At 72.7% G+C, this 26,657-nt stretch carries 25 protein-coding genes and 2 tRNA genes; 12 read left to right on the plus strand and 15 right to left on the minus strand.

Annotated features, from left to right (window positions below; all coding sequences use genetic code 11):
* The first annotated feature begins 31 nt into the window (after positions 1 to 31).
* From ACGFXC_RS25765 to ACGFXC_RS25780, 4 genes are all read left to right on the plus strand, one after another.
* Positions 32 to 745, plus strand: a complete 714-nt coding sequence (locus ACGFXC_RS25765; protein ID WP_393716525.1) for a M50 family metallopeptidase — start codon at positions 32 to 34, stop codon at positions 743 to 745.
* A 53-nt stretch (positions 746 to 798) separates the two neighbouring features.
* A complete protein-coding gene (gene aroA / locus ACGFXC_RS25770) occupies positions 799 to 2,151 on the plus strand; it encodes a 3-phosphoshikimate 1-carboxyvinyltransferase (RefSeq protein WP_393716527.1) in 1,353 nt (450 codons plus the stop codon).
* A gap of 8 nt (positions 2,152 to 2,159) precedes the next feature.
* Entirely contained in the window at positions 2,160 to 3,170 is a 1,011-nt protein-coding gene (gene rsgA / locus ACGFXC_RS25775) for a ribosome small subunit-dependent GTPase A (RefSeq protein WP_393716529.1), read from the plus strand.
* A gap of 91 nt (positions 3,171 to 3,261) precedes the next feature.
* Positions 3,262 to 3,585: a multidrug efflux SMR transporter gene (locus ACGFXC_RS25780; RefSeq protein ID WP_030225858.1), complete on the plus strand. Its 324-nt coding sequence runs from the start codon at positions 3,262 to 3,264 to the stop codon at positions 3,583 to 3,585.
* On the opposite strand, the gene ACGFXC_RS25785 is transcribed toward ACGFXC_RS25780, so the two are convergent.
* Positions 3,551 to 4,156 (minus strand): TetR/AcrR family transcriptional regulator, encoded by a 606-nt coding sequence (locus ACGFXC_RS25785; RefSeq protein ID WP_393716531.1) that lies wholly within the window; start codon positions 4,154 to 4,156, stop codon positions 3,551 to 3,553. The genes ACGFXC_RS25780 and ACGFXC_RS25785 overlap by 35 nt on opposite strands.
* 137 nt (positions 4,157 to 4,293) lie before the next feature.
* On the opposite strand from ACGFXC_RS25785, the gene hisN reads away from it, so the two are divergent.
* Complete coding sequence (gene hisN / locus ACGFXC_RS25790; protein ID WP_393716533.1) at positions 4,294 to 5,097, plus strand: histidinol-phosphatase; 804 nt, start codon at positions 4,294 to 4,296, stop codon at positions 5,095 to 5,097.
* Positions 5,098 to 5,272: 175 nt separating this feature from the next.
* On the plus strand, positions 5,273 to 5,665 hold the full coding sequence (locus ACGFXC_RS25795) for a cyclic nucleotide-binding/CBS domain-containing protein (RefSeq protein ID WP_393716535.1): 393 nt from the start codon (positions 5,273 to 5,275) through the stop codon (positions 5,663 to 5,665).
* 71 nt (positions 5,666 to 5,736) lie between these two features.
* Here ACGFXC_RS25795 and ACGFXC_RS25800 read toward each other — a convergent pair whose 3' ends face one another.
* Complete coding sequence (locus ACGFXC_RS25800; protein ID WP_393716537.1) at positions 5,737 to 7,209, minus strand: catalase; 1,473 nt, start codon at positions 7,207 to 7,209, stop codon at positions 5,737 to 5,739.
* A 145-nt stretch (positions 7,210 to 7,354) separates the two neighbouring features.
* On the opposite strand from ACGFXC_RS25800, the gene ACGFXC_RS25805 reads away from it, so the two are divergent.
* Positions 7,355 to 7,771 (plus strand): Fur family transcriptional regulator, encoded by a 417-nt coding sequence (locus ACGFXC_RS25805; RefSeq protein ID WP_393716539.1) that lies wholly within the window; start codon positions 7,355 to 7,357, stop codon positions 7,769 to 7,771.
* A gap of 137 nt (positions 7,772 to 7,908) precedes the next feature.
* Here ACGFXC_RS25805 and ACGFXC_RS25810 read toward each other — a convergent pair.
* The 4 genes from ACGFXC_RS25810 to ACGFXC_RS25825 all read right to left on the minus strand — a co-directional run bounded on the left by ACGFXC_RS25810 (position 7,909) and on the right by ACGFXC_RS25825 (position 13,141).
* A tRNA-Met gene (locus ACGFXC_RS25810) sits at positions 7,909 to 7,982 on the minus strand.
* Positions 7,983 to 8,052: 70 nt separating this feature from the next.
* The gene (locus ACGFXC_RS25815) at positions 8,053 to 9,909 is read right to left on the minus strand and encodes a sel1 repeat family protein (RefSeq protein WP_393716540.1); all 1,857 of its coding nucleotides are present in this window, start codon (positions 9,907 to 9,909) and stop codon (positions 8,053 to 8,055) included.
* Between the two features lie 204 nt (positions 9,910 to 10,113).
* A tRNA-Met gene (locus tag ACGFXC_RS25820) sits at positions 10,114 to 10,187 on the minus strand.
* 59 nt (positions 10,188 to 10,246) lie between these two features.
* Positions 10,247 to 13,141, minus strand: a complete 2,895-nt coding sequence (locus tag ACGFXC_RS25825) for a UPF0182 family protein (protein WP_393716749.1) — start codon at positions 13,139 to 13,141, stop codon at positions 10,247 to 10,249.
* Between the two features lie 157 nt (positions 13,142 to 13,298).
* Here ACGFXC_RS25825 and ACGFXC_RS25830 point away from each other — a divergent pair, with 157 nt between their 5' ends.
* Positions 13,299 to 13,871, plus strand: coding sequence for a PPA1309 family protein (locus ACGFXC_RS25830; protein ID WP_393716542.1), 573 nt, complete (start codon positions 13,299 to 13,301; stop codon positions 13,869 to 13,871).
* 46 nt (positions 13,872 to 13,917) lie between these two features.
* Here ACGFXC_RS25830 and ACGFXC_RS25835 read toward each other — a convergent pair whose 3' ends face one another.
* The 4 genes from ACGFXC_RS25835 to ACGFXC_RS25850 all read right to left on the minus strand — a co-directional run bounded on the left by ACGFXC_RS25835 (position 13,918) and on the right by ACGFXC_RS25850 (position 17,438).
* Positions 13,918 to 15,006: a PDZ domain-containing protein gene (locus ACGFXC_RS25835; protein WP_393716544.1), complete on the minus strand. Its 1,089-nt coding sequence runs from the start codon at positions 15,004 to 15,006 to the stop codon at positions 13,918 to 13,920.
* A gap of 147 nt (positions 15,007 to 15,153) precedes the next feature.
* Positions 15,154 to 15,360, minus strand: a complete 207-nt coding sequence (locus ACGFXC_RS25840; RefSeq protein ID WP_393716546.1) for a hypothetical protein — start codon at positions 15,358 to 15,360, stop codon at positions 15,154 to 15,156.
* A 182-nt stretch (positions 15,361 to 15,542) separates the two neighbouring features.
* Positions 15,543 to 16,004, minus strand: a complete 462-nt coding sequence (locus tag ACGFXC_RS25845; RefSeq protein ID WP_393716547.1) for a molybdenum cofactor biosynthesis protein MoaE — start codon at positions 16,002 to 16,004, stop codon at positions 15,543 to 15,545.
* Positions 16,005 to 16,271: 267 nt separating this feature from the next.
* Positions 16,272 to 17,438 (minus strand): SDR family oxidoreductase, encoded by a 1,167-nt coding sequence (locus ACGFXC_RS25850; RefSeq protein ID WP_393716549.1) that lies wholly within the window; start codon positions 17,436 to 17,438, stop codon positions 16,272 to 16,274.
* 192 nt (positions 17,439 to 17,630) lie between these two features.
* Here ACGFXC_RS25850 and ACGFXC_RS25855 point away from each other — a divergent pair, with 192 nt between their 5' ends.
* Entirely contained in the window at positions 17,631 to 19,058 is a 1,428-nt protein-coding gene (locus ACGFXC_RS25855; protein ID WP_393716550.1) for a zinc-dependent metalloprotease, read from the plus strand.
* Complete coding sequence (locus ACGFXC_RS25860; RefSeq protein ID WP_393716552.1) at positions 19,055 to 19,585, plus strand: NUDIX hydrolase; 531 nt, start codon at positions 19,055 to 19,057, stop codon at positions 19,583 to 19,585. Before ACGFXC_RS25855 ends, ACGFXC_RS25860 begins: the two co-directional genes overlap by 4 nt.
* Before the next feature lie 88 nt (positions 19,586 to 19,673).
* Here the strand turns inward: ACGFXC_RS25860 and ACGFXC_RS25865 are convergent, their stop codons facing one another.
* The 4 genes from ACGFXC_RS25865 to ACGFXC_RS25880 form a co-directional block, all read right to left on the minus strand.
* Positions 19,674 to 20,429 carry an AIM24 family protein gene (locus tag ACGFXC_RS25865; protein ID WP_393716554.1) on the minus strand — a complete coding sequence of 252 codons (756 nt, stop codon included), beginning with the start codon at positions 20,427 to 20,429 and terminating at the stop codon, positions 19,674 to 19,676.
* Between the two features lie 15 nt (positions 20,430 to 20,444).
* Positions 20,445 to 21,134 (minus strand): AIM24 family protein, encoded by a 690-nt coding sequence (locus tag ACGFXC_RS25870; protein ID WP_393716750.1) that lies wholly within the window; start codon positions 21,132 to 21,134, stop codon positions 20,445 to 20,447.
* A 20-nt stretch (positions 21,135 to 21,154) separates the two neighbouring features.
* Positions 21,155 to 22,867 (minus strand): TerD family protein, encoded by a 1,713-nt coding sequence (locus ACGFXC_RS25875; RefSeq protein WP_393716556.1) that lies wholly within the window; start codon positions 22,865 to 22,867, stop codon positions 21,155 to 21,157.
* A gap of 170 nt (positions 22,868 to 23,037) precedes the next feature.
* On the minus strand, positions 23,038 to 23,643 hold the full coding sequence (locus tag ACGFXC_RS25880) for a M48 family metallopeptidase (protein ID WP_393716558.1): 606 nt from the start codon (positions 23,641 to 23,643) through the stop codon (positions 23,038 to 23,040).
* A 155-nt stretch (positions 23,644 to 23,798) separates the two neighbouring features.
* On the opposite strand from ACGFXC_RS25880, the gene ACGFXC_RS25885 reads away from it, so the two are divergent.
* The gene (locus ACGFXC_RS25885) at positions 23,799 to 24,908 is read left to right on the plus strand and encodes a ThiF family adenylyltransferase (RefSeq protein ID WP_393716560.1); all 1,110 of its coding nucleotides are present in this window, start codon (positions 23,799 to 23,801) and stop codon (positions 24,906 to 24,908) included.
* Positions 24,909 to 25,066: 158 nt separating this feature from the next.
* Complete coding sequence (locus ACGFXC_RS25890) at positions 25,067 to 26,395, plus strand: ABC1 kinase family protein (protein WP_393716562.1); 1,329 nt, start codon at positions 25,067 to 25,069, stop codon at positions 26,393 to 26,395.
* A gap of 30 nt (positions 26,396 to 26,425) precedes the next feature.
* On the opposite strand, the gene ACGFXC_RS25895 is transcribed toward ACGFXC_RS25890, so the two are convergent.
* Entirely contained in the window at positions 26,426 to 26,632 is a 207-nt protein-coding gene (locus ACGFXC_RS25895; protein WP_393716563.1) for a hypothetical protein, read from the minus strand.
* Positions 26,633 to 26,657 lie beyond the last annotated feature (25 nt).

Below are 26,657 nucleotides of genomic sequence, written 5' to 3' on the forward strand. Positions count from 1 at the left end.
CCGCCCCCCACCGCAAGGAGTCCGCCACTCCATGGACACCACCACGACAGCCGGCCTCTGGGACCGGCTCACCGGCATACAGACCGAGCCCGCCTGGTGGCTGGTGGCCCTGACGGGCCTGGCGGCCCTGGTGGCGGTGGGACCCCGGCCGGTGTGGCTGCTGTCGCGCAACGCGATCACCATCGCGCACGAGGGCGGCCACGGGCTGCTCGCCCTGCTCACCGGGCGCCGGCTCGACGGCATCCGGCTCCACTCGGACACCAGCGGGGTCACCGTCAGCCGCGGCAGGCCCACCGGGCTCGGGATGGTCCTGACGGCCGCCGCCGGGTACACGGCCCCCTCGCTGCTGGGCCTGGGCGGGGCGGCCCTGCTGTCGGCCCACCGGATCACGCTGCTGCTGTGGGCGGCGACCGCGCTGCTGCTGGCGCTGCTGGTGATGGTCCGCAACGCGTACGGGCTGATGACGGTGCTGCTGACCGGGGCCGCCTTCGTCCTGGTCTCCTGGCTGGCCCCGTCCGGAGTACAGGCGCTGTTCGCGTACGCGGTGGTGTGGTTCCTGCTGCTCGGCGGGGTCCGGCCGGTGTTCGAGCTCCAGGCCAAGCGCCGCCACGGCGGAGCGCCCGATTCGGACGCCGATCAGCTGGGGCGGCTCACGCACGTGCCCCCGCTCGCGTGGCTGCTGCTGTTCCACGCGGTCGCGCTGTGCTCCCTCATCGGCGGCGGCCGCTGGCTTCTCGGGCTCTGAGACGGGCCCGCGATCAAGATCTGAGCCGGGCGCGAGCCACTAAAGTGGTGGCCATGACCGAGACCCCCGCGCTCCACGCCCTCTGGCCCGCTCCGCTCGCGGACGGGGCCGTCCACGCCACCGTCACCGTGCCCGGGTCCAAATCGGTCACCAACCGCGCCCTGGTCCTCGCCGCCCTCGCGTCCGAGCCCGGCTGGGTGCGCCGCCCGCTGCGCTCGCGCGACTCCCAGCTGATGTCGGACGCCCTGCGCGCCATGGGCGTCGGCATCGAGGAGACGGTCTCCTCCAGCTCCGCGGGCGAGGGCGCCGGCGGAGAGGCCTGGCGGATCATCCCGGCCGCCCTGCACGGCCCGGCCACCCTCGACGTCGGCAACGCGGGCACGGTCATGCGCTTCCTGCCGCCCGTCGCCACCCTCGCCTCCGGCGACATCCGCTTCGACGGCGACCCGCGCTCCTACGAGCGCCCGCTCGGCGAGGTCATCAAGGCCCTGCGCGTCCTCGGCGCCCGGATCGACGACGACGGCCGCGGCGCGCTGCCGATGACCGTCCAGGGCGGCGGGGCCCTGGAGGGCGGCACCGTCGAGATCGACGCCTCCAACTCCTCCCAGTTCGTCTCGGCGCTGCTGCTGTCCGCCCCCCGCTTCAACCAGGGCGTCGAGGTCCGGCACACCGGTGCGACGCTGCCGTCCATGCCGCACATCCTGATGACGGTGGACATGCTGCGCGCCGCGGGCGCCCAGGTGGACAGCCCGGAGGCGGGCGGCGAGCCGAACGTCTGGCGGGTCTCCCCGAGCGCGCTGCTCGGCCGCGACCTCGTCGTGGAGCCGGACCTCTCCAACGCGCAGCCCTTCATGGCCGCGGCCCTGATCACCGGCGGCACGGTGACCTTCCCCGACTGGCCGGCGCGCACCACGCAGCCCGGTGACGCGCTGCGCGAGATCTTCACCGAGATGGGCGGCTCCTGCGAGCTGACCGACGCGGGCCTGGTCTTCACCGGCAGCGGCAAGATCCACGGCATCGACGTGGACCTGGGCGACCTGGGCGAGCTGACCCCGGGCATCGCGGCGGTCGCCGCCCTGGCCGACTCGGAATCGGTGCTGCGCGGCGTCGCGCACCTGCGGCTGCACGAGACGGACCGGCTGGCCGCGCTCACGGCGGAGATCAACGGCCTCGGCGGCGACGTCACCGAGACCGCGGACGGCCTGCGCATCCGCCCGCGCGCACTGCACGGCGGCGTCTTCCACACCTACGACGACCACCGGATGGCCACCGCGGGCGCGGTGATCGGCCTCGCGGTGAAGGGCGTGGAGATCGAGAACGTGGCGACGACCGCGAAGACCCTGCCGGACTTCCCGAAGATGTGGACGGACATGCTGGAGCGGACTCCGCGGATCGCGGGAGCGTAGGGCCGGTCATGCGCAGGTACGGCAAGCACACCGACGAGGACGACATCCGCCAGCGCCCGAACCCCAAGGGCAACCGGCCGCGGACCAGCATCCGCCCCAAGCACGAGGACGCGGCCGAGGGCTTCGTCCTCACCGTGGACCGCGGCCGGCTGACCTGTCTGGTCGAGGACCGCACGGTGCACGCGATGAAGGCCCGCGAGCTGGGCCGCAAGGCGGCGGTGGTCGGCGACCGGGTCTGGATCGTCGGGGACCTGTCCGGCAAGAAGGACACCCTGGCCCGGATCGTGCGCATCGAGGCGCGGCGGTCCGTCCTGCGGCGCACCGCCGATGACGACGACCCGTACGAGCGGGTGGTCGTCGCCAACGCCGACCAGCTGGCCATCGTCACGGCCCTGGCGGACCCGGAGCCCCGGCCGCGCATGATCGACCGCTGTCTGGTGGCCGCGTACGACGCCGGGCTGGAACCCCTGCTGGTGCTCACCAAGTCCGACCTGACCTCCGCCGACAAGATCCTGGAGATCTACTCGACGTTCGGTCTGAACTACGTCGTCACCAACCGCGAGGAACTGGCGACCGGGGACGCGGCCGAACGGGTGCGCGAGCGGCTGAACGGCCGGATCACCGCCTTCGTCGGGCATTCGGGCGTCGGCAAGACCACCCTGGTGAACTCGCTGGTCGCCGAGGGCCGCCAGCGCGCCACCGGCGTGGTCAACGCGGTGACCGGCCGCGGCCGGCACACCACCACCTCGGCGCTCGCGCTCCCGCTGCCGGGCGGGGACGGCTGGGTCATCGACACCCCGGGCGTGCGTTCCTTCGGCCTGCACCACGTGGACCCGTCCCGGGTGATCCTGGCCTTCCCGGAGCTGGTGCCCGGCACCGAGGGGTGTCCGCGCGCCTGCAGTCACGACGAGCCGGACTGCGCGCTCGACCAGTGGGTGGAGGACGGTCACGCGGACCCGGCGCGGCTGTACTCGCTGCGCCGGCTGCTCCAGACCCGGGAGCGTCGCGAGGGCGACTGACCGGCCGCCGGGGTTTGCAGGACGCCCTGTCTGGTAAATGCATCATCGCACCAAGTGACGTGACGTCACGCGAGGCGGGGAGGCAATCGACATGGCGTGGCTGCTGGTCGTGGTCGCGGGGATCCTGGAGACCGGTTTCGCGGTCTGCCTGAAGCTGTCCCACGGTTTCACCCGGCTGTGGCCGACGATCGCCTTCGCCTGCTTCGCGCTGGGCAGCTTCGGCCTGCTGACCCTGGCCCTGAAGAAGCTGGACGTCGGCCCGGCGTACGCGGTGTGGACGGGCATCGGGGCGGCCGGGACGGCCATCTACGGCATGGTCTTCCTCGGCGACCTGGTCTCCACCCTCAAGCTCGTCTCGATCTCGCTGGTGATCCTGGGCGTCATCGGACTCCAGCTGTCCGGTTCGGCGCACTGAAGGGCGCCGCCCCGGCCAGCCGCAGCAGCTCGGCCGGCCCGCGCTCGCGCTCCGCGCCCCCGGCCGCGTCCTCCCCCGGGGCTATCACGTAGGACAGAGCGAGGCGTACGGCGAGCTCGCAGCGCCAGGCCGGTTCCGGGCTCAGCGCGGCCACGGCCCGGTCCCGTACCGCCCGGGCCAGGTCGCCCGGCGCGAGCGCCTGCCGGTTGCCGGGCGGCGGCGGCACGGGCAGCGCGAGGTCCCAGCCGCCGGTGAGCAGGGCCCGTACGAGGGGCTGGGCGCGGGCGGCCCGTACGGTCCACTCCGCCAGCTCGGCCAGCCGCCCCTCCGCGTCCGCCCGCCCGGGGCGCGCTCCGCTCTCCAGCGCCCGGTCGACGCCCTCCAGGTACCCCTGGGCCGCCCGGCGCACCAGGGCCCGCCCGAGGCCCTCCTTGCCGCCGAACTCGTTGTAGAGGGTCTGCCGTGACACGCCCGCGGCGGCCGCCACCTCCACCATCCGCACGGACGGCCAGGGGCGCGCGGACAGCGCCGCCTCGGCCGCTTGCAGCAAGGACTCCCGGCCCGCCGGCATCGTCGCCTCCCCGCTGTGGGTCTCCCGCTGGGTCCCCCGTCAGAGTTGACGGGCCGACAGATCCTGTCAAGGGCGCGTCCCCGGCCGCACTGTGGACGCCGTTCGCCGGGCCGCGGGAGTGTCGATACTGTTCGGACATGCCCGAGTATGACGATGACCTGCGCCTCGCCCTCGAACTCGCCGACGCCGCGGACGCCGCCACGATGCAGCGGTTCCGCGCCCTCGACCTCCAGGTCGAGACGAAGCCGGACATGACCCCGGTGAGCGAGGCGGACAAGGCGGCCGAGGAGATCGTCCGGGCCGGCATCCTGGCCGCCCGCCCCGGCGACGCCATCCTGGGCGAGGAGTACGGGCTCCAGGGCGACGGCCCGCGCCGCTGGGTCGTGGACCCGATCGACGGTACGAAGAACTACGTCCGCGGGGTCCCCGTCTGGGCGACGCTGATCTCGCTCATGGCCGAGGGCGCGGACGGGGTGTTCCGTCCGGTCGTCGGCGTGGTCTCGGCCCCGGCGCTGGGACGGCGCTGGTGGGCCGCACAGGGCTCGGGCGCCTTCTCGGGCGGCGCGCTCGGCGAGCCGGCCCGGATCGGGGTCTCGAAGGTCCCGGCGCTGGGCGACGCCTCCTTCGCGTACTCCTCGCTGAGCGGGTGGGAGGAGCAGGGGCGCCTGCCCGGGTTCCTGGACCTGACCCGCGCCTGCTGGCGGACGCGCGGCTACGGGGACTTCTGGCCGTACATGATGGTCGCCGAGGGCTCCCTGGACCTGTGCGCCGAGCCCGAGCTGAACCTGTGGGACATGGCGGCCATCGCCGTCGTGGTCCAGGAGGCGGGCGGCAGCTTCACCGACCTGGACGGAGTGGCGGGCGTGCACGGCGGGAACGCGGCGGCCTCCAACGGCCTGCTCCACGAGGAGATGCTGGCGCACCTGCGCCCCCGCGCCTGATCCCCTTGCGCGGGGGCGGCGCCCGACACGCCCCTCGCGTGCCTCCTTGCTGACCCTCCGTGTCCGTGGGACGCTGAGGATCCCTCCGCTTGTGCGTTTGTGAAGCGATTCTCCAAGGGGCGCTCACGAGTGCACCCACCCAAGCGGGGGACTCACCCAGGAGGTGGCTCTCTTCATGCTCGTCCGTGACGCCATGAGCACCGTGATCCTCACCCTCGGACCCGCGCACACCCTTCGCCAGGCGGCTTCCCTCATGTCCGGCCGGCGCGTCGGCGCGGCCGTCGTCCTCGATCCCGACCACAGCGGCATCGGCATCCTCACCGAACGCGACATCCTCAACTCGATCGGCGCGGGCCACGACCCCGACCGGGAGTCGGTGGGCGCGCACACCACGAACAACGTCGTCTTCTGCACCCCCGAGGCCACCGTCCAGGAGGCGGCCGAGGCCATGGCCCTCGGCGGGTTCCGGCACCTGATCGTGCTGGAGGACGGCGGCCCGGTGGGCATCGTCTCCGTCCGCGACGTCATCCGCTGCTGGGTGCGGGCCCGGGGCCCCGTCCCCGCCTGACGCGACGACGGCGGGCCGGGCCCCCCGAAGGGGAGCCCGGCCCGCCGTCCTGCCACGACAAGCGGCCGGTACTAGCCGCGGAGGGCCTGGACCGCGGCTTCCAGCCGCTTGCCGAAGTCTTCGTCCGCCCGGCGGAAGTTCTCGATCGCCCGCTCGGCGATGTCGTCACGGGAGACCTTGGCGATGAAGCCGGACAGGTTCTCGACCAGCCGCGCCTTCTCGTCCTCGGAGAACAGCCGGTAGAGGTCGCCCGCCTGGACGAAGTCGTCGTCCTCGGCGTGCGCCGGGGTGGCGTGGTTGCCCGTGCCGCCGGTGACGGCGGCGGGCTGCCACAGCGGCCGGTCCGTCTGGATGGGGCCGCCGAAGCTGTTCGGCTCGTAGTTCTTCGCGCCCCGGTGGCGGCCGTCGTACAGGAAGCCGTCGCGCGAGTTGGTGCGCGCCTCGGTGGCGTGCGGGCGGTTCACCGGCAGGTGGTCGGCGTTGATGCCGACGCGGTAGCGGTGGGCGTCGCCGTACGCGAAGAGGCGGCCCTGGAGCATCTTGTCCGGGGAGGGACCGATGCCGGGGACGAAGTGGGCCGGGCTGAATATGGACTGCTCGACCTCGGCGAAGACGTTCTCCGGGTTGCGGTTCAGCTCCAGCTTGCCGATCTCGATCGGCGGGTAGTCCTCGTGCGGCCACACCTTGGTGAGGTCGAACGGGTTGAAGCGGTAGGCGGCCGCCTCGGCCGCGGGCATGATCTGGACCTGCACGGTCCAGCTCGGGAAGTCGCCGCGCTCGATCGACTGGCGCAGGTCGCGCTGGTGCGAGTCGGGGTCCTCACCGGCGAGGGCGTTCGCCTCGGCCTGGGTGAGGTTCTTGATGCCCTGGTCGGTCTTGAAGTGGTACTTGACCCAGAAGACCTCGCCGGCCTCGTTGTTCCACTGGAACGTGTGCGAGCCGTAGCCGTTCATGTGGCGGTAGGACGCCGGGATGCCGCGGTCGCCGAACAGCCAGGTCACCTGGTGGGTGGACTCGGGCGACAGGCCCCAGAAGTCCCAGACGTTGTCCGGCTCCTGCGAGCCCGTGTACGGGTCGCGCTTCTGGGTGTGGATGAAGTCGGGGAACTTGATCGCGTCCCGGATGAAGAAGACCGGGGTGTTGTTGCCGACGAGGTCGTAGTTGCCCTCTTCGGTGTAGAACTTCAGCGCCCAGCCGCGCGGGTCACGGCGGGCGTCCGCGCCGCCGAGGCTGTCGGCGACGGTGGAGAAGCGCAGGAAGGTCTCGGTCTCCTTGCCGACCTCGGAGAGGAACTTCGCCCGGGTCCACTGCGTCACATCACGGGTGACGGTGAAGGTGCCGTAGGCACCGGCGCCGCGGGCGTGCACCACGCGCTCCGGGATGCGCTCGCGGTTGAAGTGGGCGAGCTTCTCCAGCAGCAGCTGGTCCTGGACGAGGACGGGCCCGCCGACGCCAGCGGTCTCGCTGTTCTGGTTGTCGGCGACCGGAGCCCCGGCCTCCGTGGTGAGCGGTCCCTGCTGCGTCACGTGCGCCTCCTGCGTCATTTCCTGCGGGTCCTGTCCTCGGCGTGCCAGAACCTTGGCGTTTGCCAGAACCGATCCTACGATGGACTTTGTCTAAGTCAAGCAAGCATCCAAGTCCACACCGGTTCGGGAACTGCACCGAATCCCCACTGTTAGGCTGGCGTGTATGAGTGACCTGCTGGAACGACTTCGCGGACGCGGCTGGCGCATGACGGCGCAGCGGCGCGTCGTGGCCGAAGTGCTCGACGGTGACCACGTACACCTGACGGCCGACGAGGTCCACGCCCGGGCCGTGGGCAAGCTGCCCGAGATCTCCCGCGCGACGGTCTACAACACCCTGGGCGAGATGGTGACCCTCGGCGAGGTCCTGGAGGTCTCCACGGACCAGCGCGCCAAGCGGTACGACCCGAACGCCCACCGGCCCCACCAGCACCTGGTCTGCGCCCGGTGCGGCGCCATCCGCGACGTTCACCCGGCGGGCGACCCGCTGGCCGACCTGCCCGACGGCGAACGCTTCGGCTTCGTGGTCTCGGCGGTCGAGGTGACGTACCGCGGACTGTGCCCGGGCTGCGCGGGCGTCTGACGCGGATCCGGCGCGACGCCGGACCGGAGAAGGGCCGGGGGCACGAGCCTCCGGCCCTTTTCCGTCGCTCGTCGCGCGTTCGCGGGCAGAAACGACTCAAGGCCCGGATCCATGGGATCCGGGCCTCGGGCCTTCAGTAGCGGGGACAGGATTTGAACCTGCGACCTCTGGGTTATGAGCCCAGCGAGCTACCGAGCTGCTCCACCCCGCGTCGGTAAACACGACTGTACGTGAGCCTGCCCGGCAGATGCAAATCAGTGAACGGGCCGCCGCCGCGGGGCTCAGGCGGAGAGCTCCTCGGCCAGCGCGTCCCGCAGCCGGGCCGCCCGCTCCGACACCTCCGCCGGACCCAGCTCCATGGCCCGCACGCACCACTTCTGCCCCTCCGACAGGTCCCCGTGCCGGGCCGCCAGCAGCCCCAGCCGCAGCGCCGCCCGGCCGTGCCCGGCCACCGCGGCACGGGTCCACCACAGGGCCGCCTCGGGCTCGTTGCCCTCGCGGGCCAGCAGCAGCCCCAGGTTGAAGGCGCCGTTGCGGGAGCCGGCCTCCGCCGCCTCCCGGTACCACCGCGCGGCCACCACGAGGTCGCCCCGGGCGGCGGCCAGCATCCCGACCCGGACCTGCGCCCGCCGGTGACCCTGCTCGGCGGCGCGCTCGTACCACTCCTCGCTCTCGGTGCGCGCGACCCCGCCCAGCGGCTCGCCCAGCGCCACCGGCTCCGGCGGCGGGGCCAGCGACTCCAGCAGCGAGGCCAGCCGGAACGCCGCCTCGGCGCTGCCGCCGCCCGCCGCGCAGCGCAGGTGCCGCTCGGCGGCCCGCTCGGCGCCGTCGCGCACCAGGGCGATGCCGACCTGGAGAGCCGCGTCGGTGTGCCCGGCCGCGGCGGCGCGCTCGTACCACTTGAGCGCGGTGCGGTCCTCGTCCCGGCTGGCGAAGAGGATCCCGAGGTTGAAGGCGGCGTCCACGCTGCCCGCCTCGGCCGCCTTGGAGAACCACGGCTCGGCGCCGGCCGCGTCCCCGCCCTGGAGGAGCAGGATCGCGAGGGCGTTGGCGGCCTCGCGGTGGCCCGCGTAGGCCGCCCGGCGGTACCACTGCTCGGCCTGGGCGGTCCGCTCCTGCGCGGCGCACAGCAGCGCGAGGTTGTACGCCCCGTTCTGGTCGCCGGCGTCCATCGCGGCCCGGTACCACTTCTCGGCCGTCTGGGTCTCGCCGCGGGCGGCGTGCAGCGCGCCCAGGGCGTTCGCCGCGTTGCCGTCGCCGTCCTGGGCGGCGCGCAGCCACCAGGAGGCCGCGCTCTCCTCGTCCCCGGCGTCGCGCAGCAGGAAGCCCAGCGCGCAGGCGGCCCGGGCCTCGCCCTGCTTCGCCGAGCTGAGGTACCAGCGCCCGGCCTCCTTGAGCTCGCCGCGCGCCTCCAGCAGGGCGCCCAGGTGCAGCCCGGCGCGCCGGTGCCCGCGCGCGGCGGCCTGCCGGTACCACTGCTCCGCCTCGGCCGGGTCGCCCTTGCGCAGGTGCCGGGCCAGGCGGTACGCCGCCTCGCGGTGCCCCTGCTCGGCGGCGGCCCGGAACCAGCGCTCGACGCCCTTGTCCCCCCGGTGCTCCAGCAGGTCGGCCAGTCCGAACGCACCGAGGGCGTGGCCGGATTCCGCCGCCTGGCGCAGCCAGTACTCGGCGGCGGGCTCGTCGCCGCGCTCGCGGTAGTGGCGGCCCAGGGCGTGCGCGGCCGGGGCGGACCCGGCGACGGCGGCGACCCGCCACCACCCGGCGGCCTCGTCGGGGTAGCCGCGCTGGTGCAGCAGGACGCCGAGGTTGTTCGCGGCCGCCCGGTCGCCCGCAGCGGTGGCTCCGCGCAGATAGGGCTCGGCACCGGTCAGCTCGCCGCGGCGCAGCAGGAGCGCGCCGAGCACGCTCATGGCCCCGGCGTCGCCCCTGTCGGCGGCCACCCGGTGGCGCGCCTCCAGCTCGGCGTCGGTGGCCCCCTCGGCCTCTCCGAAGGCTTCTTCCGAGAACCCCGCATCGGTCAGTGCGGTCTGCGCGTTGACAGCCTGAGCCGCCTCAGCGGACTCCGTACCCGACTCGGCCTCCGCCCTCACAAACCGCCCTGTCTCCAGCAGAGTTGACCTGTCCCCCATAAATCCCATCGTCGCATCACCTGCTACCCGCGTACACCTGGTATGTCGCAGCCAGTGAGGTCACTACAGCGTTTTGTCGACATGCCCACAGAGAGACAAGTCAAACACGCTCATACCCCAACTCACCCGCCCCAGTGACCTCGTGTCGCCCAGGTCCTTCTTCCGGACATGACGAAGGCCCGGATCCCATTGGATCCGGGCCTTCGTCTTCAGTAGCGGGGACAGGATTTGAACCTGCGACCTCTGGGTTATGAGCCCAGCGAGCTACCGAGCTGCTCCACCCCGCGTCGGTGAAACCACAGTATCACGACGCGGGACGGAGCCATGACCACGTTTGCGCCGGCCCCTAGCCTCCCGGCTTGGGCGACGTCAGCTTCGCCTCGGCGTCGAGTGCCCGCTTCAGCGCCGCCTTGATGTCGTCCTGCGCCTTGCCGAAGGCCGTCCAGTCGCCGGACTGCCTGGCCTTCTCGGCGGCCTCGACCGCCTTCTGGGCGTCGTCCAGGGCCGCCTTGACCGTCGGGTCCTGGCTGGTGGGCGGAGTGGTGGTGCCCTCGCCCGGCGGGGTCGTCGTCGGGGGCGTCGGCGTGGTGGGCGTGGTCGGGGCCTCGGCCCCGAAGACCACGTTCAGCGCCTTCTCCAGGGTGTCCTCGAAGGCCGTCTGGCCGCCGTAGGTCACGAGCACCTTGCGCAGCAGCGGGTACTTCAGCCCGGAGCTTCGGACGTACACCGGCTCCACGTAGAGCATGCCGCCGTCCAACGGGACCGTGAGCAGGTTCCCGTACTCGACCTCCGAGTCACCGCCGCGCAGCAGACGGATCGACTCCGCGATCTTCGGTTCGGAGTTGAACTTGCTCTGGACCTGCTTGGGGCCGTCCACCGGGCTGCTGGTCGGCAGCTTCAGGAGTCTGATCTTCCCGTAGTCCGTGGTGCCCGGATCGGCGTTGACCGCCATGAAGGCGCTCAGGTTGTCCCGGCCGTTCGGCGTGAAGGTGGTGGTCAGGGAGAAGACCTGGTCCTTCTCCTTCTGCTCCGGCATCTTCATCGACAGGTAGTACGGCGGAACCGCCGTGCCGGCCTTGGTCGTCGGGTCGTCCGGGACCTGCCAGGCCTCGCTGCCGCTGAGGAAGGTCTGCGGGTCGGTGACGTGGTACCGGGTGAGCAGCTCGCGCTGGACCTTGAAGAGGTCCTGCGGGTAGCGCAGGTGGTCCATGAGCGACTTGTCGATCGCGCTCTTGGGCTTGACCGTGCCGGGGAACGCCTTCATCCAGGTCTTCAGGACCGGGTCCTCGGTGTCCCACTGGTACAGGCTGACCGTGCCGTCGTACGCGTCGACGGTGGCCTTCACCGAGTTGCGGATGTAGTTGACCTGGTTCTCCTGGGCCACCACCGCGCGCTGGCTGTTGGTGAGCGAGTCCGCGGTGCTGTCGCCCAGGGTGGTGCGGGAGGCGTACGGGTAGCCGTTCGTCGTCGTGTAGGCGTCGACGATCCACTTGATCCGGCCGTCCACGACCGCCGGGTACGGGGCCCCGTCGATGGTCAGCCAGGGCGCGACGGCCTCGACGCGCTCCTTCGGGGTGCGGTTGTAGAGGATCCGCGAGCCCTCGCCGATGGCGCCCGAGTACAGGATCTGCGGCTCGCTGAAGGCGAGCGCGTACGCGGCCCGGTTGACGGGGTTGTCGAGGTTGACGCCGGAGCCGCCCTTGTAGCTGGTCTCCTTCTCGCCCTTGTCGTCCGAGTAGTCGAGCTCCTTCTGCGGACCGCCGACGATCGAGTACTGCTTCGTCTGCTCGCCGTAGTAGATGCGCTGCTCGAAGTCCGTGCCGAACATGCCCTTCGAGGGCAGGTCGTACTGGGTGAAGTCGGGGGCGCCCTTGTCGGTGGCCGTGTTGCCCTTGGCGGCGACCACGCCGAAGCCGTGCGTGTAGCGGAAGTGGTCGTTGATCCAGTTGTTCTTCGGGATGCCGCCGATGTTCAGCTCGCGGAGCCCGATGACCGTGTCCTGGCCGCTGTAGCGGTCCACGGCGAGCGTGGACGGGAAGGCGTAGTAGCCCTTGACCTGCTGGAGCTGCTGGAAGGCCGGGGAGACGATGTTCGGGTCGAGGAGGCGGACGCTGGCGGTGGTGTCCGCCGTCTTGCGCAGCTCGTCCTTGTTCGTGCCCGCCTTGGGCACGCCCGGGTAGTCCTTGACGTCGGTCCCGGCGATCCCGTAGGCGTCGCGGGTGGCCTTGATGTTCTTCTCGACGTACGGGGATTCCTTGGCCTGCTCGTTCGGCTGGACCTGGAACTTCTGCACGATCGCCGGGTAGAGGCCGCCGATGAGGATCGCCGACAGGACCATCAGGCCGAAGCCGATGACCGGCAGCTGCCAGGTGCGGCGCCACAGGGTGGCGAAGAACAGCACCGCGCAGATCGCCGCGATGGCGACGAGGATCGTCTTCGCGGGCAGGTAGGCGTTGGCGTCGACGTAGCGCAGGCCGGTCCAGTTGTCGGCGGCCTTGAAGTCGCTGGACTTCACGGCGAGGCCGTACCGGTCGAGCCAGTACGCGATCGCCTTGAAGGTGACGAAGAGGCCGAGCAGGACCGACAGGTGCCCGGTGGCCGCCGCGGTGGCCCGGGCTCCCGGGCTGGTGACGCGCAGTCCGCCGTACAGGTAGTGCACGACGACGGCGGCGATCACCGAGAGCACGACGGCGGCGAAGCCGAAGCCGAGCAGGAAGCGGTACCAGGGCAGGTCGAAGGTGTAGAAGGACACGTCCAGACCGAACTGGGGGTCCTTGCGGCCGAAGGGCACGCCGTTGACGTACATCAGCCAGGTCTTCCACTGGCCGGCGGCGGACGCGCCCGCGATCAGCCCGACGACCGCGGAGATGGCGAGCAGCAGCCACTTCTTGTACGCGGCGACGCTCATCCGGTAGCGGTCGAGGCTCTGCTGCTCCATCGACATCGCGCTGAGCGGCGGCCGCAGCCGGTGCGCCAGCCAGATGTTGAACCCGACGGCACCGGCCATCAGCAGACCGAAGACGGCGAACAGCCCGATCTTGGTCCACAGGGTGGTGGTGAAGACGGTGGAGTACTTGACGGAACGGAACCAGAGCCAGTCCGTCCAGAAGCCGGCGAACATGATGAACGCCATGGCCAGGACGGCCAGGACTCCCAGGGTCATCAGAAGAGTCCGGGCGCGCCGGGAGGGGCGGCCGACTCTCATCCGTGGCCCGGAAGGGCCTCCGCCGCGGTCCGGCATCTGGAAAGCCAAGGTGCGCACCTCGAAAGTCGCTGTGGTCTGGTCGGTCTCTGGCGTACTGAAAAGTTTCCAAAGCTGGGCCCCCGATCGTAGGGCCCACCCATGCAACTTACTGAGGCTTTAGTCAGTTCCCGGTATCGGGGAGAAAGGAGGCAGGATGTTGCCCATGTCCAACCTTTCGCCCTCCCCCGGCACCCCGATGGCGGCCAGTCCGCTCACCCGCGCCGTCCTCGAGATCGACGAGTACGCCTCCACCCTCGGCTGGGACAAGCCCGCCCGGCTCTTCGCCCTGGTCGACACGGCCCGGCTGCGCCGGTCGGAGCCCGGGCTCGCGAACCAGCTCGGAACCGACCAGGACGACACCGGCAAGAACCAGCTGACGCCGATCGAGCAGGACCAGGTGCCGGCCGGGACCGCCCTGGACAAGTTCCTGGGGACCATCGCGTGGCCCGACGCGATCGCCGGCTGCGCCCTGACCGTGGAGCGGCTGATGCTCCCGCCGTCCGCGGAGGCCTCCGTACCCGAGGGACTCAGCGACAAGCAGCTGGCCAAGTGGGTCGCCGCGCATCCCGACCGGCAGGAGGTGCGGCTGACCGTGGGCGTGCTGCGCGACGGCTCCCGCGAGTCCGCGGTGCGGCTGCGGGAGAAGGACTCCGCCAGCGAGGTGCTGACCGGGGCGACCCTGGTGCCGGGCCTGGCCGAGGCGCTGGCCGCGACCTTCCTGGACTAGCCGCCCCCGCCGGCGGGGGCGGTCGCGGCCGGGGCCGCAGCCGCGGTCAGGACTTCGTGCACCGCGGCAGGCCCGCCGTGTCGCCCTTGCCGATCTTCTCCAGCGCCTTGGTGGCGTCGCCGATGGTGTCCACCTTGACCAGGGTCAGGCCGTCGGGCACGTGCGCGGCGGCCGCGGCGCAGTTGTCGGCCGGGGTGAGGAAGTACTCGGCCCCGGCCTGGCGGGCGCCGATGGTCTTCATCTGGATGCCGCCGATGGGGCCGACCTTGCCGGCGTCGTCGATGGTGCCGGTACCCGCGATGAACTTGCCGCCGGTGAGGCTCTCCGGGTTGAGCTTGTCGACGATGCCGAGGGCGAACATCAGACCGGCGCTGGGCCCGCCGACGTCGGCGAGCTTGATGTCGATGGGGAACGGGAAGGTGTGGTCGGTCCCGGCCCGGATGCCGACGACGGCGTGGCCGTCCTCCGGCGCCTTGCCCGCGGTGACGGTGACCTTGCTCGTGGCCGTCGGCTCGCGGTTGGCCTTCTCCGCCTCGGCGGCTTCGGCGGCCGGGACGATGGTGAACTCCACCGGCTCGCCGGGCTTGTGCCTGGTCACCAGCTTGGCCACGTCGCCCGGGGCGGTGACCGCCGCGCCGTCGACTTCCCTGATCACGTCTCCGGCGTGCAGCCGGCCCTCGGAGGGGCTGCCCTTGACCACGGTGGAGACGATGACCCGGGCGGACACCGGGATGCCCAGCTGCTTGAGGGCGGCCACCTTGGCGCTCTCCTGGGACTGGCTGAACTCCTCGGCGTTCTCCTGCGTCGATTCCTTGTCCGTCTTGCCGTTCGGGTAGAGGTTCTCGTGCGGTACGACGATGTTGTCGTCGGCCAGCCAGCCGTACACGGCCTCGAGCAGGTTCATGTCGTAGTCGGCGCCGGTGACGCGGACCGTGGTCATGTTGAGGTGACCGCTGGTCGGGTACGTCTTGTGGCCCGAGATGTTCAGGACCGGCTCGCCGCGGGAGTCCCCCAGCGTGTTCACGGTCGGTCCCGGGCTCATCTCGGAGTACGGGACCTTGATGAACACCCCTGCGCAGAGAAGCGCGAACAGCACGAGGAAGGAGGCGAGCATCGTCGCGGTGCGGCGTGGCATGAGCCGACAGTACGGGACGGTCTCGGGGGGCGGCCCGTGGGGCCGGTCCGTACGGGGGCCCGGGGCGCAACTCTCAGGGGATTCTCAGCCCGGCCGCTGCGCGGAGCCCTCTCGTGGGCGGGACGCCGGAGGGACTCACGGGACGCCTCAGACGGCGTCGGAACCGGAGTGTGCCTTCTCTTTCGTCCCGGCCCGATGGGCGCGGTCGGCCTTGTCCATGACCTCGCGGAACCTCGCGTAACCGGCGAGCTCCGATATGTCGCCTTGCGTGCGGTCGCGTGCCGCCCAGCTGCCCCATATCGCCGCTCCGACCGCGGCGAACAGCGGAATCAGCAACCACGCCAGTGACGCCATGGACGTGCCTCCCTGCCCCGAAAGTACGTGTCGTTGGTGGCTTCAACGCTCGTGCCCGGAAAGGGGTTACGCAAATCGAGGGCGTGTTGCGCGGCCGAACGGGTGTGAGGGTACCGCCACCCGGGTCGAGTCCCGCGCCCGGGGGCACCGCCGCGCCCCTGCGCCCGTTCGGCGCCGCCGCCTCAGCAGGCGCCGACCCACTCCTCCGTGCCGTCCGCGAAGGTCTGGTGCTTCCAGATGGGGACCTCGTGCTTGAGGTCGTCGATCAGCATCCGGCAGGCCTCGAAGGCCTCGCCGCGGTGCGGACAGGAGACGGCGACGACCACGGCCAGGTCGCCGACGGCCAGGTCGCCGATGCGGTGGACCGCCGCCAGGGCGCGGACCGGGTACTTCTCGACGACGCGCTCCGCGACGCGGCGCATCTCGGCCTGCGCCGTCGGGTGGCAGGAGTAGCCGAGGGAGTCGACGTCGACGCCGCCGTCGTGGTCGCGCACCGTGCCGACGAACAGGGTCGTGCCTCCGGTCGCGTCGTCGCCGACGGCCCGGAAGACCTCGTCGATCGAGAGCGGGGTGTCACGGATGTCGAGCAGGCGGATCGGGTCCTGAGCGGCCTGCTCGCCGGGGTGGTCGAAGTGCGGTGCCATGTCTTCCATCGTGCCCTAGGGGCTGAGGTGGCGGAATAGCCGTTTCGCCCGGGCCGGGCGCGTCGGCTTGGGAGCCTCCTACAGGAGCTCCGGCCCCCGGAACCCCACCCGCCCGGCCCCGGCGGGGCTCGCCGGGCTGCCGGGGCGCGAGGACCCGCCGGGGCGGCAGGCCAGGCGGAGCCCGCAGGTCCGGCGGGGCTCGCCGGGCTGCCGGGGCCTACTGGGGCGACGGGGCTCGTGGGGCCGCCGCGCGCCGCCCCGGCCCGGTCACAGGCCCCGGCGCTTGCGGGCCCGGCGGACCGCGGCGGCGGCGCCCAGCAGGGCCACCGTCGCGCCCGCGGCGCCCGCTGCCGTGGCGGCGTCCTTGCGGCCCAGCCTGCGGCCCGCGACCGTGTGCCGGCCCGCCACCTCCTGGAGCAGCTCGGCCAGCACCTCCTCGTTGGTCCAGCGGGGCCGCCAGCCGGCCGCGTGCAGCCCGCTGACGCTGACCACCCACGGGTGCATCGTGTACGCGAGGTCCCCGGCCGGGGACGGCGTCAGGCCGATCCGGTGCAGCCGGGCCGCCGCGCCCAGGGCGACCGCCGAGGGCAGCTCCATGCGGCGGATGCCGCTCAGCTCCTCGACCTCCTCCTGCTCCAGCCAGCCCTCGCAGCCGACCGCCAGCTCGCCCTCGGCCTTCTCCAGCGCCGCGTACTCCAGCGCGCTGACCAGGTCCTCGACGTGGCAGAACTGCCAGGTGGGCCGGGAGCCCGCGACGACGAGCAGGCGCGGCGACTCGAAGTACCGGGTCAGGGCGGTGTCGGTGCCGCCGACCAGGACCGCCGGACGGACCACCGTCACGTTCAGCCCGGGGTGGGCCCGGGGCGCCCGGCGGCCCAGCCGCTCGATCTCCAGGAGGTCGCCGACGCCGGTCGCCTCGGCGGTGGCGCGCAGCTCGGAGTCCTCCGAGAGCGGGATGTCGTTGTCCGGGAGGGCCCCGTAGACCATCGCGGACGTGCAGAGCACGACCCGGTGCACCCCGGCGGCCGCGGCGGCGGTCAGGACGGTCTGGGTCCCCCGCACGTTGTACGCGGTACGGGCCGCCGGGTCGGTCTCCAGGTCGAGGTCGAGCGCGAGGTGCACGACGACGTCGGCGCCGCGCAGCTTCTCGGCGATCGCGGGGTCGCGCACGTCCAGGACGTGCCAGTGCGCGGCCGCGCAGTCCCCGCGCCGCTCGTCGATGGCGACGACCTGCTTGACCTCGTCCGATGCGGCGAGGCGGCTCACCAGGGCCGCGCCGACCCCGGACGCGGCTCCGGTCACCGCGATCACGGGGCTGCGCCGCCGGGGTTCGGGCTGGTTTCGCGGCTGGCGAACGCCGGGGGCGCTGTCACCGTGCTCAGGGCGGTTTTCGGCGTCGTGCGGCGCGCGAGCCTGCGGATCTGGGGAACTCACCGGGCGTCTCCAGCGGTTGTCTTCAGTGGGGGCGCGCCGTGACGCGTACCCACCAGGTGATGTCCATCCTGCCGCAGCCCAGGAGTCGGCGGAGCACCGAGCCCGGAAGCGGGAGTGGTGTCTACGCTGGGTGGTGTTGTCGGACCATTGCCCGTCGGCTCCCGCCGGCGGCCCTACGAGCCGAGGAAACCCGTGAGCGACACCCCATTCGGATTCGGCCTTCCGCCGGAGGAGCCGGAGAACGGCGACGAGGGCAAGAAGGGCGGGCAGGGCGGGCCCGCGAATCCGTTCGGGTTCGGCCCGGGCGGCCTGCCGGGCGGTGCGGACAATCCGTTCGCCGCGATGTTCGGGTCGATGAACCCGAACGACCTGGGTGCCGCCTTCCAGCAGCTCGGCCAGATGCTGAGCTACGAGGGCGGCCCGGTCAACTGGGACATGGCCAAGGACATCGCCCGCCAGACCGTCGCCCAGGGCACGGCGGACGGCGTGAAGGACGTGAGCGTCGGCGTCGCCGAGAAGTCGGCGGTCGAGGAGGCGGTGCGCCTCGCCGACCTGTGGCTGGACGGGGTGACCTCCCTGCCGTCGGGTGCCAACGCCGCCGTGGCGTGGAGCCGTGCCGAGTGGGTCGAGGCGACGCTGCCGGTGTGGAAGGAGCTCGTCGACCCGGTCGCCGAGCGCGTCGGCGCGGCCATGGGCGGCGTGCTGCCCGAGGAGATGCAGGCCATGGCGGGCCCGCTGCTCGGCATGATGCGTTCCATGGGCGGGGCCATGTTCGGCCAGCAGATCGGCCAGGCCGTGGGCACGCTCGCGGGCGAGGTCGTCGGCTCCACCGACATCGGCCTGCCGCTGGGCCCGGCCGGCCGGGCGGCGCTGCTGCCGCTGAACATCGAGGCCTTCGGCAAGGACCTCGGCGTCCCCTCGGACGAGGTACGGCTGTACCTGGCGCTGCGCGAGGCGGCCCACGCCCGGCTCTTCGCCCACGTGCCGTGGCTGCGCTCGCACCTGTTCGGCGCGGTCGAGGGGTACGCCCGCGGCATCAAGGTCGACACCTCGAAGCTGGAGGACGTGGTCGGCCAGCTCGACCCCTCGAACCCGGAGCAGCTCCAGGAGGCCCTCCAGGGCGGCATGTTCCAGCCGCAGGACACCCCGGAGCAGAAGGCCGCCCTGGCCCGCCTGGAGACGGCGCTCGCGCTGGTCGAGGGCTGGGTGGACGCCGTCGTGCACGAGGCGGCCAAGCCCCGTCTGACCTCGGCCGACGCCATGCGCGAGACGATGCGCCGGCGCCGCGCCTCGGGCGGTCCCGCGGAGCAGACCTTCGCGACGCTGATCGGGCTGGAGCTGCGGCCCCGGCGGCTGCGCGACGCCTCGCGGCTGTGGGCCTCGCTCACCGACGCGCGCGGCGTGGACGGCCGCGACGGGCTGTGGGAGCACCCGGACATGCTGCCGACGGCCTCCGACCTGGACGACCCGGACGGGTTCGTGCACCGCGAGCAGCTGGACTTCTCCGAGATCGACAAGATGCTCGGCGAGGCGGCGCGGGGGCGCGACGGGTCCGCCGGCGGGAACGGCGCCGCGGGCGACGGCAAGAGCGGCGAAGAGAACGGCGAAGACGAGAAGTGAGCCTGCACGAAGACGCGGTCCTGGTCCTGAAGCGGTACGAGGACCAGCCCGAGCTCCGCGACCTGTACCTGGAGCACCTCGCCGCCCACCCGGACGGGGTCTACAAGCCCTGCACGGCCGGGCACGTCACCGGCAGCGCCCTGGTGGTGGACCCGGAGGGCGGCCGCGTCCTGCTGACCCTGCACCGGAAGCTGGGCATCTGGCTCCAGATGGGCGGGCACTGCGAGCCCGGTGACGCCACCCTCGCCGACGCGGCGCTGCGCGAGGCCGTCGAGGAGTCGGGCATCGCCTCCGGGCTGACGCTGGTGCCGGGCGGGCCGGTGCGGCTGGACCGGCATCCGATCCCGGCACCGTGCAACTGGCACCTGGACGTGCAGTACGCCGCGCTGGCTCCGGCCGGGGCGGTGGCGGAGATCAGCGAGGAGTCGCTGGACCTGCGCTGGTTCCCGTACGAGGAGGTGGCGGCGGTGGCCGACACCTCGGTGGTGCGGCTGCTGGAGGCCACCCGGGCGCGCCTCGGCGGCTGATCCCGGCAGCACGGCGGGAGGGGCGGCCCCGTGCGGGGCCGCCCCTCCCGCCGTGCGGTCCGTGTCCGCGGACACGGACCGCTCGCGGTCAGTTCCAGGCGTTGTTCTGGTTCTGGGCGTGGGCGCCGTGCTGGCCCATGCCGTACTGGGCGGCCATGCCCTGCCCGAGCGCGGCGTTCTGCGGCGGCAGCACCTCGCTGGGCTGGACCAGCGCGAAGCCGGTGCCGAGGAAGCTGAGCTCCCAGCCCTCGCCGGTGTTGCCGCGGCGCCGCCAGACGCCCGTGGAGTGCGTCTGGGCCTGCATCTGCACGCGCAGCGAGGTGGACCAGGCGACGATGGCGTCGGCGTCGGCGTTGACGTACTTGTCCGGCGTGACCTGCATCATCAGCGGCTGTCCGGAGGTCATGAGGGCGACCTTGCCGCGTCCGCTGATGTTGAGCTGGTACTTGCCGGAGCCGGAGATCCCGTACTGGCTGTCCACGGCGATGGCCTCGGTGTGCAGGGAGGAGTCCAGGGCGAGCACGTAGCTGCTGTCGACGGTGAGGCCGTCCTGGTCCACGTCGACGACGTGCACGTGCTGCGCGAGGTTGGCCAGGTAGACCGTGCCCTGCCCCGAGCAGCGCATCAGGTCGAGGCCCTCGCCGGTGCGGGCGCGGGAGGTGCGCTGGGTCGTGCTCTGGTACTCGCCGTCGAAGTCGACGATGCCCTGGTAGGCGACCATGGCGCCCTTGCGGGCGAGGACGTCGTCGGAGCCGGTCAGCGAGACCCTCAGGAGCTGGGGGTTCTGGACGGTGTACCGGTCCTGGGACTGCGCTTCCGCGTAGCCGAAAAGTGCGCTCTGCATGATGTCCGCTCCCCCTCAGCCCCGGGTCCGGAGCCGGTCGGTGCTGTCCTCGCTGGGCTGTACGACGACGATGCCCTGGCCGGAGAAGGCCATCTGGTAGGCCTCTCCGCTGCCCCGGCCGATCATCGACGAGGCCTTGAAGCTGCGCTTCCCCTTGACCTTGAGGTTCGGGGACCAGGCGACGAGCGCGTCCGGGTCGACGTACGTCTCGTCCTCGCCACGGCCGCAGTCGACGACGATCGGGGTGCCGCGGGAGGTGATGGCCACCCATCCGGTGCCGGAGACCTGGACGTTGAAGAGGCCCTGGCCGGCGAACTTCGCCATGCCCTTGACCCGCTCGACGCCCCACTGGAGGTGCGCGTCGAAGGCGAGGAGATTGGTGCCGTTGACGGAGAGGGCGTCGTTGTTGAGGTTGATGCAGACGACGTCGGCGCCGTAGTCGGCGAGGTAGAGCAGGCCGTCGCCGGTGGCCTTCATCAGCGGGGCGCCCTCGCCGGTCAGCCACTGCGAGGCCATCTGGCGCACGGCGGGCGGGTTGGGCTCGTACTGGACGAAGCCCTCGTAGGCGACCATCGAGCCGGTGCGGGCGAAGAGGTCCTGGCCGCTCTGCATGGCGACCTTGAGCATGGCGCGGCCGTGGTTCTCCATGCGGGCCGTGACGGGGGTGGGGGCGTAGCCCGCGAGCTGCTGGTTCGTTGCGTTCATGGCGTTCATGTGGGGCTCCCTCAGACCTCGTACGGCTGGACGACGATGAAGTTGCCGGGAGCACCGCGGAACTGGAGGTTCACGGTCTCGCCGCTGTGGCCGGGGTAGGCGTTGCGGCGCAGGCGCACCTGGCTGGAGATGATCACCTGGGATGCGGCCGACCACGCGACGATGGCGTTGCTGTCCGCGAAGGTGGTCGGGGTGACGGGCAGTACGACCGGGACGCCGTGCGTCTTGACGATCACCGTGCCGGAGCCCTGGAACAGCATCGTGAACAGGGCTCCGCCGGGGATGCCGTGGCCCTCGATGCGGCGCACCTCGTGCTGGAGGGACTCGTCGAAGGCGAGGACGGACTCGGCGGAGACGCAGATGCCGTCGCCCTGGAGCTCGATGGCGTGCAGGTGCGCGCCGTCCTCGGCGAGGAACACCTGGCCGCGGCCGGTGCAGCGCATCAGCTGCATCTCCTGGCCGGTGGCGTTGCCGACGATGCGGCCGGCGAAGCCCGCTCCCTTGTAGCTGAAGTCGACCTTGCCCTGGTAGAGGACCATGCTGCCCTGACGGGCGAGGACGGCCTGGCCGCCCATCGACAGGTCGACGCGCATGAGCTGCTGGTTCTGCGGGGTCCAGCGGGCGCCCGTGGGGGCTTCCTTGTACGGCTGGAGGGCGGCGGCGAGGCCGGCCCCGGCGGCGGCCTGCGGGGCCTGGCCGTAGGCGGGCGGGGGCTGCTGCCCGTAGGGCTGGCCGGGCTGCTGCCCGTACGGCTGGGCCGGGACCTGACCGTACGGGGCCTGCGGGGCCTGGCCGTAGGGCGGAGCGGGGGCCGGGGGCGGGACCTGGCCGCCGTACGAGGAGTGCGGCTGCTGCTGCCCGCCGTAGGAGGGCGGGCCGGGCTGCTGCGGCGGGTGGGGCGGCTGGCCGTACGGGGCCGCGGGGGCGGGCGGCACCAGCGGGGCGATCATCGTCGGCGCCGAGTGCACCGGCGCGGGGGCCGGGGGCTGCTGCTGCGGCGCCGCGTAGGGCGCGGGCTGGTGGTGCTGCGGCTGGTGCTGGTGGTGCTGGGGCTGCTGCGGCTGCTGGTGCTGCGGCTGGGCGGGGGCGGCGAAGGACGGTGCCGGGGCGGCCTGCTGCGGGGGCGGGGCGAAGCCGGGCGCGGCCGCCTGCGGCGGCGCCTGGGGCGGCACCTGCTGCTGCGGCTGCTCCTCTTCCTCGGCGACCTCGCCGCCGAAGTTGCGCAGCAGCGCGTCGAGCCCGCCGTCGAAGCCCTGGCCGACGGCGGCGAAGCGCCACACGTCCTTCAGGTAGAAGTCGCCGATCATCAGCGCGCGCTCGGTGCTGAACTCGGCGCCGGTGAAGGAGTACCGGACGACTTCCTCGCCGCCGGCCACGACCCGGATGTAACCCGGGCCGATCTGCGACATCTGGCCGGGGCCGTCGAGGGTCGCGGTGAAGGACAGCTTGTGGATCGCCGCCGGCACCCGGTCGAGGGTCACCCGGAAGGATTCCGTGTCCCCGGCCTGCGCGCCGAGCTGCTGGACGGACTCCTCCGGCGACTTCGGCTGGTTGTAGAAGACGAAGTAACGGTCGTCCGAGAGCCGTTCGTCGGCGTCGAGGCCGAAGCAGCTGATGTCGAAGGCGAGCCCGGGCCCGGCGATCTGGACGCCCACGTACAGATCGGTACCCGCCGTCAGATCACTGATCTTGGCCTTGTGGCCGCGTTGGAATTCCCTGGCCATACGTCCGACCGTCCCCCATCCCGACTGTGAATCCGTGCCGCCGGATCGCCTCGCGGCGATGCCGCGCCGGCATGCGTGCCGCTCAGGCTAACGGCTCCCGCCGACATCCGGCCAAGTCGGTACCGACCCGGTACACAATCACCACCCGTGACGGAAGGTAACCGTCCGGATCACTCCTCCCGGGCGTCCGGGGGCCCCGGAGGCCCCGGAAGGCGCTCCGCCGCGACGACCCCCTCCAGGAAGCCGCGGGCCCGCTCGGTCTTCGGGTAGGCCTCCAGCAGCTCCCAGAACCGGGGACCGTGGCCGGGCACCAGCAGGTGCGCCAGCTCGTGGAGCAGCACGTAGTCCACGACGTACTCCGGCATGCCCTGGAGGCGGTGGGAGAGCCGGATGCTGCCCTCGGCCGGGGTGCAGGAGCCCCAGCGGGTGTTCTGGTTGGTGACCCAGCGGACCGAACCCGGGCGGGCCCGGCCGTCGAAGTACTGCTCCGAGAGACGTTCGGCGCGCGCGGTGAGTTCCGCGTCGCCCAGGGTGCGCTTGCTCTCCTGGGCGGCGAGCTTGTCCAGCATGACGCCCACCCAGCGGCGTTCCTCCGCCTCGGACATCCGGGCAGGGATCAGCACGACCGTCCGGTCACCCTCGCGGTAGGCGGACACGGTCCTGCGGCGGCGCGCGCTCCGGCGGACTTCGACGGCGCGCTGGGGTGGGTCGGCGGACACGCCTCGACGGTACCCGCTCGCCGTGGCGGAAGTCCCGCGCGTCCGCGGTTCGAACATGATCGATTCGGCGGGGATTCCGCGAACGCCCCCTTTCTCCATCTCATACGCCTTGTGCACCCCGCCTGTGGACGGGCCGGCGCACGGTGCGCGGCCGCCGGGCAAGGTGGCACAGGACAGGAGAAGGCGGCGGAACAGGTCTCTGGGGGGATGTCGTGTATCCGAAGGTGAAGCCCGCGCTGGCACGGGCCTGGCGGGATCTGCAGACGGTCCAGTTCGGTGTGACGCCCGCCCACGCGGTGGTGCTCGGACCGGTGGACACGGCCACCGGTTCGCTCATCGACCGGATCGACGGGACGCGCGGGATGGAGCTGTTACGGGCCGAGGCCCGGGCGGCGGGGCTCGCGGAGGGGCGGCTGGACGAGCTGGTGCGGCGCCTGGCCGGGGCCGGGCTGCTCGACGACCTCACCGCGGGAGGGCCCCGCGCCCAGGCGGTGCGCCGTCGCCCGGAGGTGCTGGAGCGGCTCGGCCCTGATATGGGCTCGCTCTCCCTGGTGCACCGGGAGCCGGGGGGTGACCTGCGGGGGGTGGCGGCGCGGCGGGCGATACGGGTCCAGGTGCGCGGGAGCGGCCGGGTCGGGGCGGCGGTCGCGGCCGTCCTCGCGGGGGCCGGGGTGGGGCGGGTCGAGGTGCTCGACGGGGGCCGGGTGACGGCGGCCGACGTGGCTCCGGGCGGGCTGGGTCCCGCGAGCGTGGGCCGGCTGCGGGCGGAGGCGGCGGCCGCCCTGGTCCGGGAGTCGGCTCCGGGCCGGCCACCGCGCACGGGAGATCCCGAGGGGCCGGGGCCGGCGCCCGCGCTGGTGGTGGTCGCGCCCCGGGACGGGCTCCAGGCGTGGGCGCCCGATCCGGCGGTGGCGGCCGACTGGGTGGGCTCGGGCACCCCGCACCTGTACGCGGGAGTGCTGGAGGGGACGGGGCTGGTGGGGCCGCTGGTGCTGCCGGGGGCCACGGCCTGCGCCGGGTGCATGGAGCGCGACCGCGTCGACCGGGATCCGGCCTGGCCGCGGATGCTGGTCCAGTGGCGTTCGGCGCACCGCCGCCGGGCCACGGCGGCCTGCGATCTGGGGCTGTCCACTGCGGTGGCGGGGCTGACCGCGGCCCACGCCCTGGCCTTCCTGGACGGGGAGCTGCCCGCCTCGACCGCCACCCGCTGGGAGGCCGCCCTGCCCGGGCTGCACTGGGAGCACTCGGCGCTGCGGCCCCATCCGGACTGCCCGTGCGCGGCGGCGGCCCCCGCCGTGGACGCCGGGGCGGTGCGGTCGTGAACGGCCGGACTCCCGCCGGACCGGGGCGGACCGGGGCGGATCGGGGGCGGGTACCCGGGTCCGCCCGCACAGGGGGCCATGGCAGGATGCGTCGGGGGCCGAGGGGCCGTCCCGCAACCGCCGCTCGCGGCGCAGCCGTCTGGGAACTGGAGGGGCGAATGTCTGATCTTCCCCGGAAGGCGGTCACCCGTACCGTCAAGCTGGCGGCGCTGCCGCTGGGCATCGCGGGACGGGCGACCTGGGGCCTCGGCAAGCGCATCGGCGGCAAGTCGGCCGAGATCGTGGCCCGTGAACTCCAGCAGCGCACCGCCGAGCAGTTGTTCCGCACCCTCGGTGAGCTGAAGGGGGGCGCCATGAAGTTCGGGCAAGCCCTTTCGGTGTTCGAGTCGGCGCTGCCCGAGGAGGTCGCGGGCCCCTACCGGGCGGCCCTGACCAAGCTCCAGGAAGCGGCCCCGCCGCTGCCGGCGGCGCGGGTGCACCAGGTGCTGGCGGAGCGGCTCGGCGAGGATTGGCGCGAGCTCTTCGAGGAGTTCGAGGACAAGCCGGCCGCGGCGGCCTCGATCGGGCAGGTACACCGCGCGGTGTGGCACGACGGCCGGCAGGTGGCGGTCAAGGTCCAGTACCCGGGGGCCGGAGAGGCGCTGCTGTCCGACCTGAAGCAGCTGAGCCGGTTCGCCGGGCTGCTCGGTCCGCTGATCCCGGGCATGGACATGAAGCCGCTCATCACCGAGCTGCGCGACCGCGTCGCGGAGGAGCTGGACTACGAGCTCGAGGCGGAGGCGCAGCGCACCCACGCGGACGCCTTCGACGGCGATCCGGACGTGGTCGTCCCGGACGTCGTGCACCAGGGGGACCAGGTGCTGGTGACCGAGTGGATGGAGGGCGTGCCGCTGTCGGAGATCGTCGCCGACGGCACCCGGGAGGAGCGCGACCGCGCCGGCCAGCTGCTGGCCCGGTTCCTCTTCTCCGGACCCGCGCGCACCGGGCTGCTGCATGCCGACCCGCATCCGGGGAACTTCCGGCTGATCACGGGGGCGGACGGCCGGATGCGGCTGGGCGTGCTCGACTTCGGCACGGTCGACCGGCTGCCGGGCGGCTGGCCGAAGCCCATAGGCCGCTCGCTGCGCATGACCCTGGACGGGGACGCGGAGGGGGTCTACGGACATCTGCGTGCGGAGGGCTTCGTGAAGGAGTCCATCGCGCTCGACCCCGGCGCGCTGCTCGACTATCTGAAGCCGATCATCGAGCCCGCCGAGGCCGAGGAGTTCACCTTCACCCGTCCGTGGCTGCGCGGCCAGGCGGCGCGGATCGCCGATCCCCGCTCCCCCGCCCACCAGTTGGGGCGGCAGATCAACCTGCCGCCCTCGTACCTGCTGATCCACCGGGTCACCCTGAGCACCATCGGGGTGCTGTGCCAGCTGGGCGCGACGGTACGGCTGCGCGACGAACTGGAGGCGTGGCTGCCGGGGTTCCTCCCGGAGGACTGAGGCCCGGAACGGGCCCGGCGGCGGCCCGGGTCACCACCAGGCGGAGTCGAGGCGGCCCTCGATCGCCCGGAGGTTGGCGCGCGCGCAGTCGACGCAGAAGTACTGTCTGGTCCCGTTCTCCACCGAGCAGGTCCAGGTGGGCGGGGCGCCGTCCGGGGAGCGGGCGCCGCATCGCGCGCAGACGACGGGCTGGGTCCCGGATCCCGGCGGGCAGGGGTGGGGAGGCTGCTGGTCCACCTCCGGACGATATCCCCGCGGGGGC

The sequence above is a fragment of the Streptomyces sp. NPDC048507 genome (genome assembly GCF_043199995.1).
Lineage (GTDB): Bacteria > Actinomycetota > Actinomycetes > Streptomycetales > Streptomycetaceae > Streptomyces.

Excerpts from the sequence above, each read along its gene's own strand:
- ACGFXC_RS25780 (WP_030225858.1), top strand. The coding sequence starts at position 3,262 with ATGGCGTGGCTGCTGGTCGTGGTCGCGGGGATCCTGGAGACCGGTTTC.
- ACGFXC_RS25875 (WP_393716556.1), bottom strand. The coding sequence starts at position 22,867 with ATGGCCAGGGAATTCCAACGCGGCCACAAGGCCAAGATCAGTGATCTG.
- rsgA (WP_393716529.1), top strand. The coding sequence starts at position 2,160 with ATGCGCAGGTACGGCAAGCACACCGACGAGGACGACATCCGCCAGCGC.
- ACGFXC_RS25880 (WP_393716558.1), bottom strand. The coding sequence starts at position 23,643 with ATGTTCGAACCGCGGACGCGCGGGACTTCCGCCACGGCGAGCGGGTAC.
- ACGFXC_RS25835 (WP_393716544.1), bottom strand. The coding sequence starts at position 15,006 with ATGCCACGCCGCACCGCGACGATGCTCGCCTCCTTCCTCGTGCTGTTC.
- ACGFXC_RS25845 (WP_393716547.1), bottom strand. The coding sequence starts at position 16,004 with ATGGCACCGCACTTCGACCACCCCGGCGAGCAGGCCGCTCAGGACCCG.
- ACGFXC_RS25795 (WP_393716535.1), top strand. The coding sequence starts at position 5,273 with ATGCTCGTCCGTGACGCCATGAGCACCGTGATCCTCACCCTCGGACCC.
- ACGFXC_RS25870 (WP_393716750.1), bottom strand. The coding sequence starts at position 21,134 with ATGAACGCAACGAACCAGCAGCTCGCGGGCTACGCCCCCACCCCCGTC.
- ACGFXC_RS25815 (WP_393716540.1), bottom strand. The coding sequence starts at position 9,909 with ATGGGATTTATGGGGGACAGGTCAACTCTGCTGGAGACAGGGCGGTTT.
- ACGFXC_RS25800 (WP_393716537.1), bottom strand. The coding sequence starts at position 7,209 with ATGACGCAGGAGGCGCACGTGACGCAGCAGGGACCGCTCACCACGGAG.
- hisN (WP_393716533.1), top strand. The coding sequence starts at position 4,294 with ATGCCCGAGTATGACGATGACCTGCGCCTCGCCCTCGAACTCGCCGAC.
- ACGFXC_RS25840 (WP_393716546.1), bottom strand. The coding sequence starts at position 15,360 with ATGGCGTCACTGGCGTGGTTGCTGATTCCGCTGTTCGCCGCGGTCGGA.
- ACGFXC_RS25805 (WP_393716539.1), top strand. The coding sequence starts at position 7,355 with ATGAGTGACCTGCTGGAACGACTTCGCGGACGCGGCTGGCGCATGACG.
- ACGFXC_RS25865 (WP_393716554.1), bottom strand. The coding sequence starts at position 20,429 with ATGCAGAGCGCACTTTTCGGCTACGCGGAAGCGCAGTCCCAGGACCGG.
- ACGFXC_RS25825 (WP_393716749.1), bottom strand. The coding sequence starts at position 13,141 with ATGCCGGACCGCGGCGGAGGCCCTTCCGGGCCACGGATGAGAGTCGGC.
- ACGFXC_RS25890 (WP_393716562.1), top strand. The coding sequence starts at position 25,067 with ATGTCTGATCTTCCCCGGAAGGCGGTCACCCGTACCGTCAAGCTGGCG.
- aroA (WP_393716527.1), top strand. The coding sequence starts at position 799 with ATGACCGAGACCCCCGCGCTCCACGCCCTCTGGCCCGCTCCGCTCGCG.
- ACGFXC_RS25830 (WP_393716542.1), top strand. The coding sequence starts at position 13,299 with ATGTTGCCCATGTCCAACCTTTCGCCCTCCCCCGGCACCCCGATGGCG.
- ACGFXC_RS25785 (WP_393716531.1), bottom strand. The coding sequence starts at position 4,156 with ATGCCGGCGGGCCGGGAGTCCTTGCTGCAAGCGGCCGAGGCGGCGCTG.
- ACGFXC_RS25765 (WP_393716525.1), top strand. The coding sequence starts at position 32 with ATGGACACCACCACGACAGCCGGCCTCTGGGACCGGCTCACCGGCATA.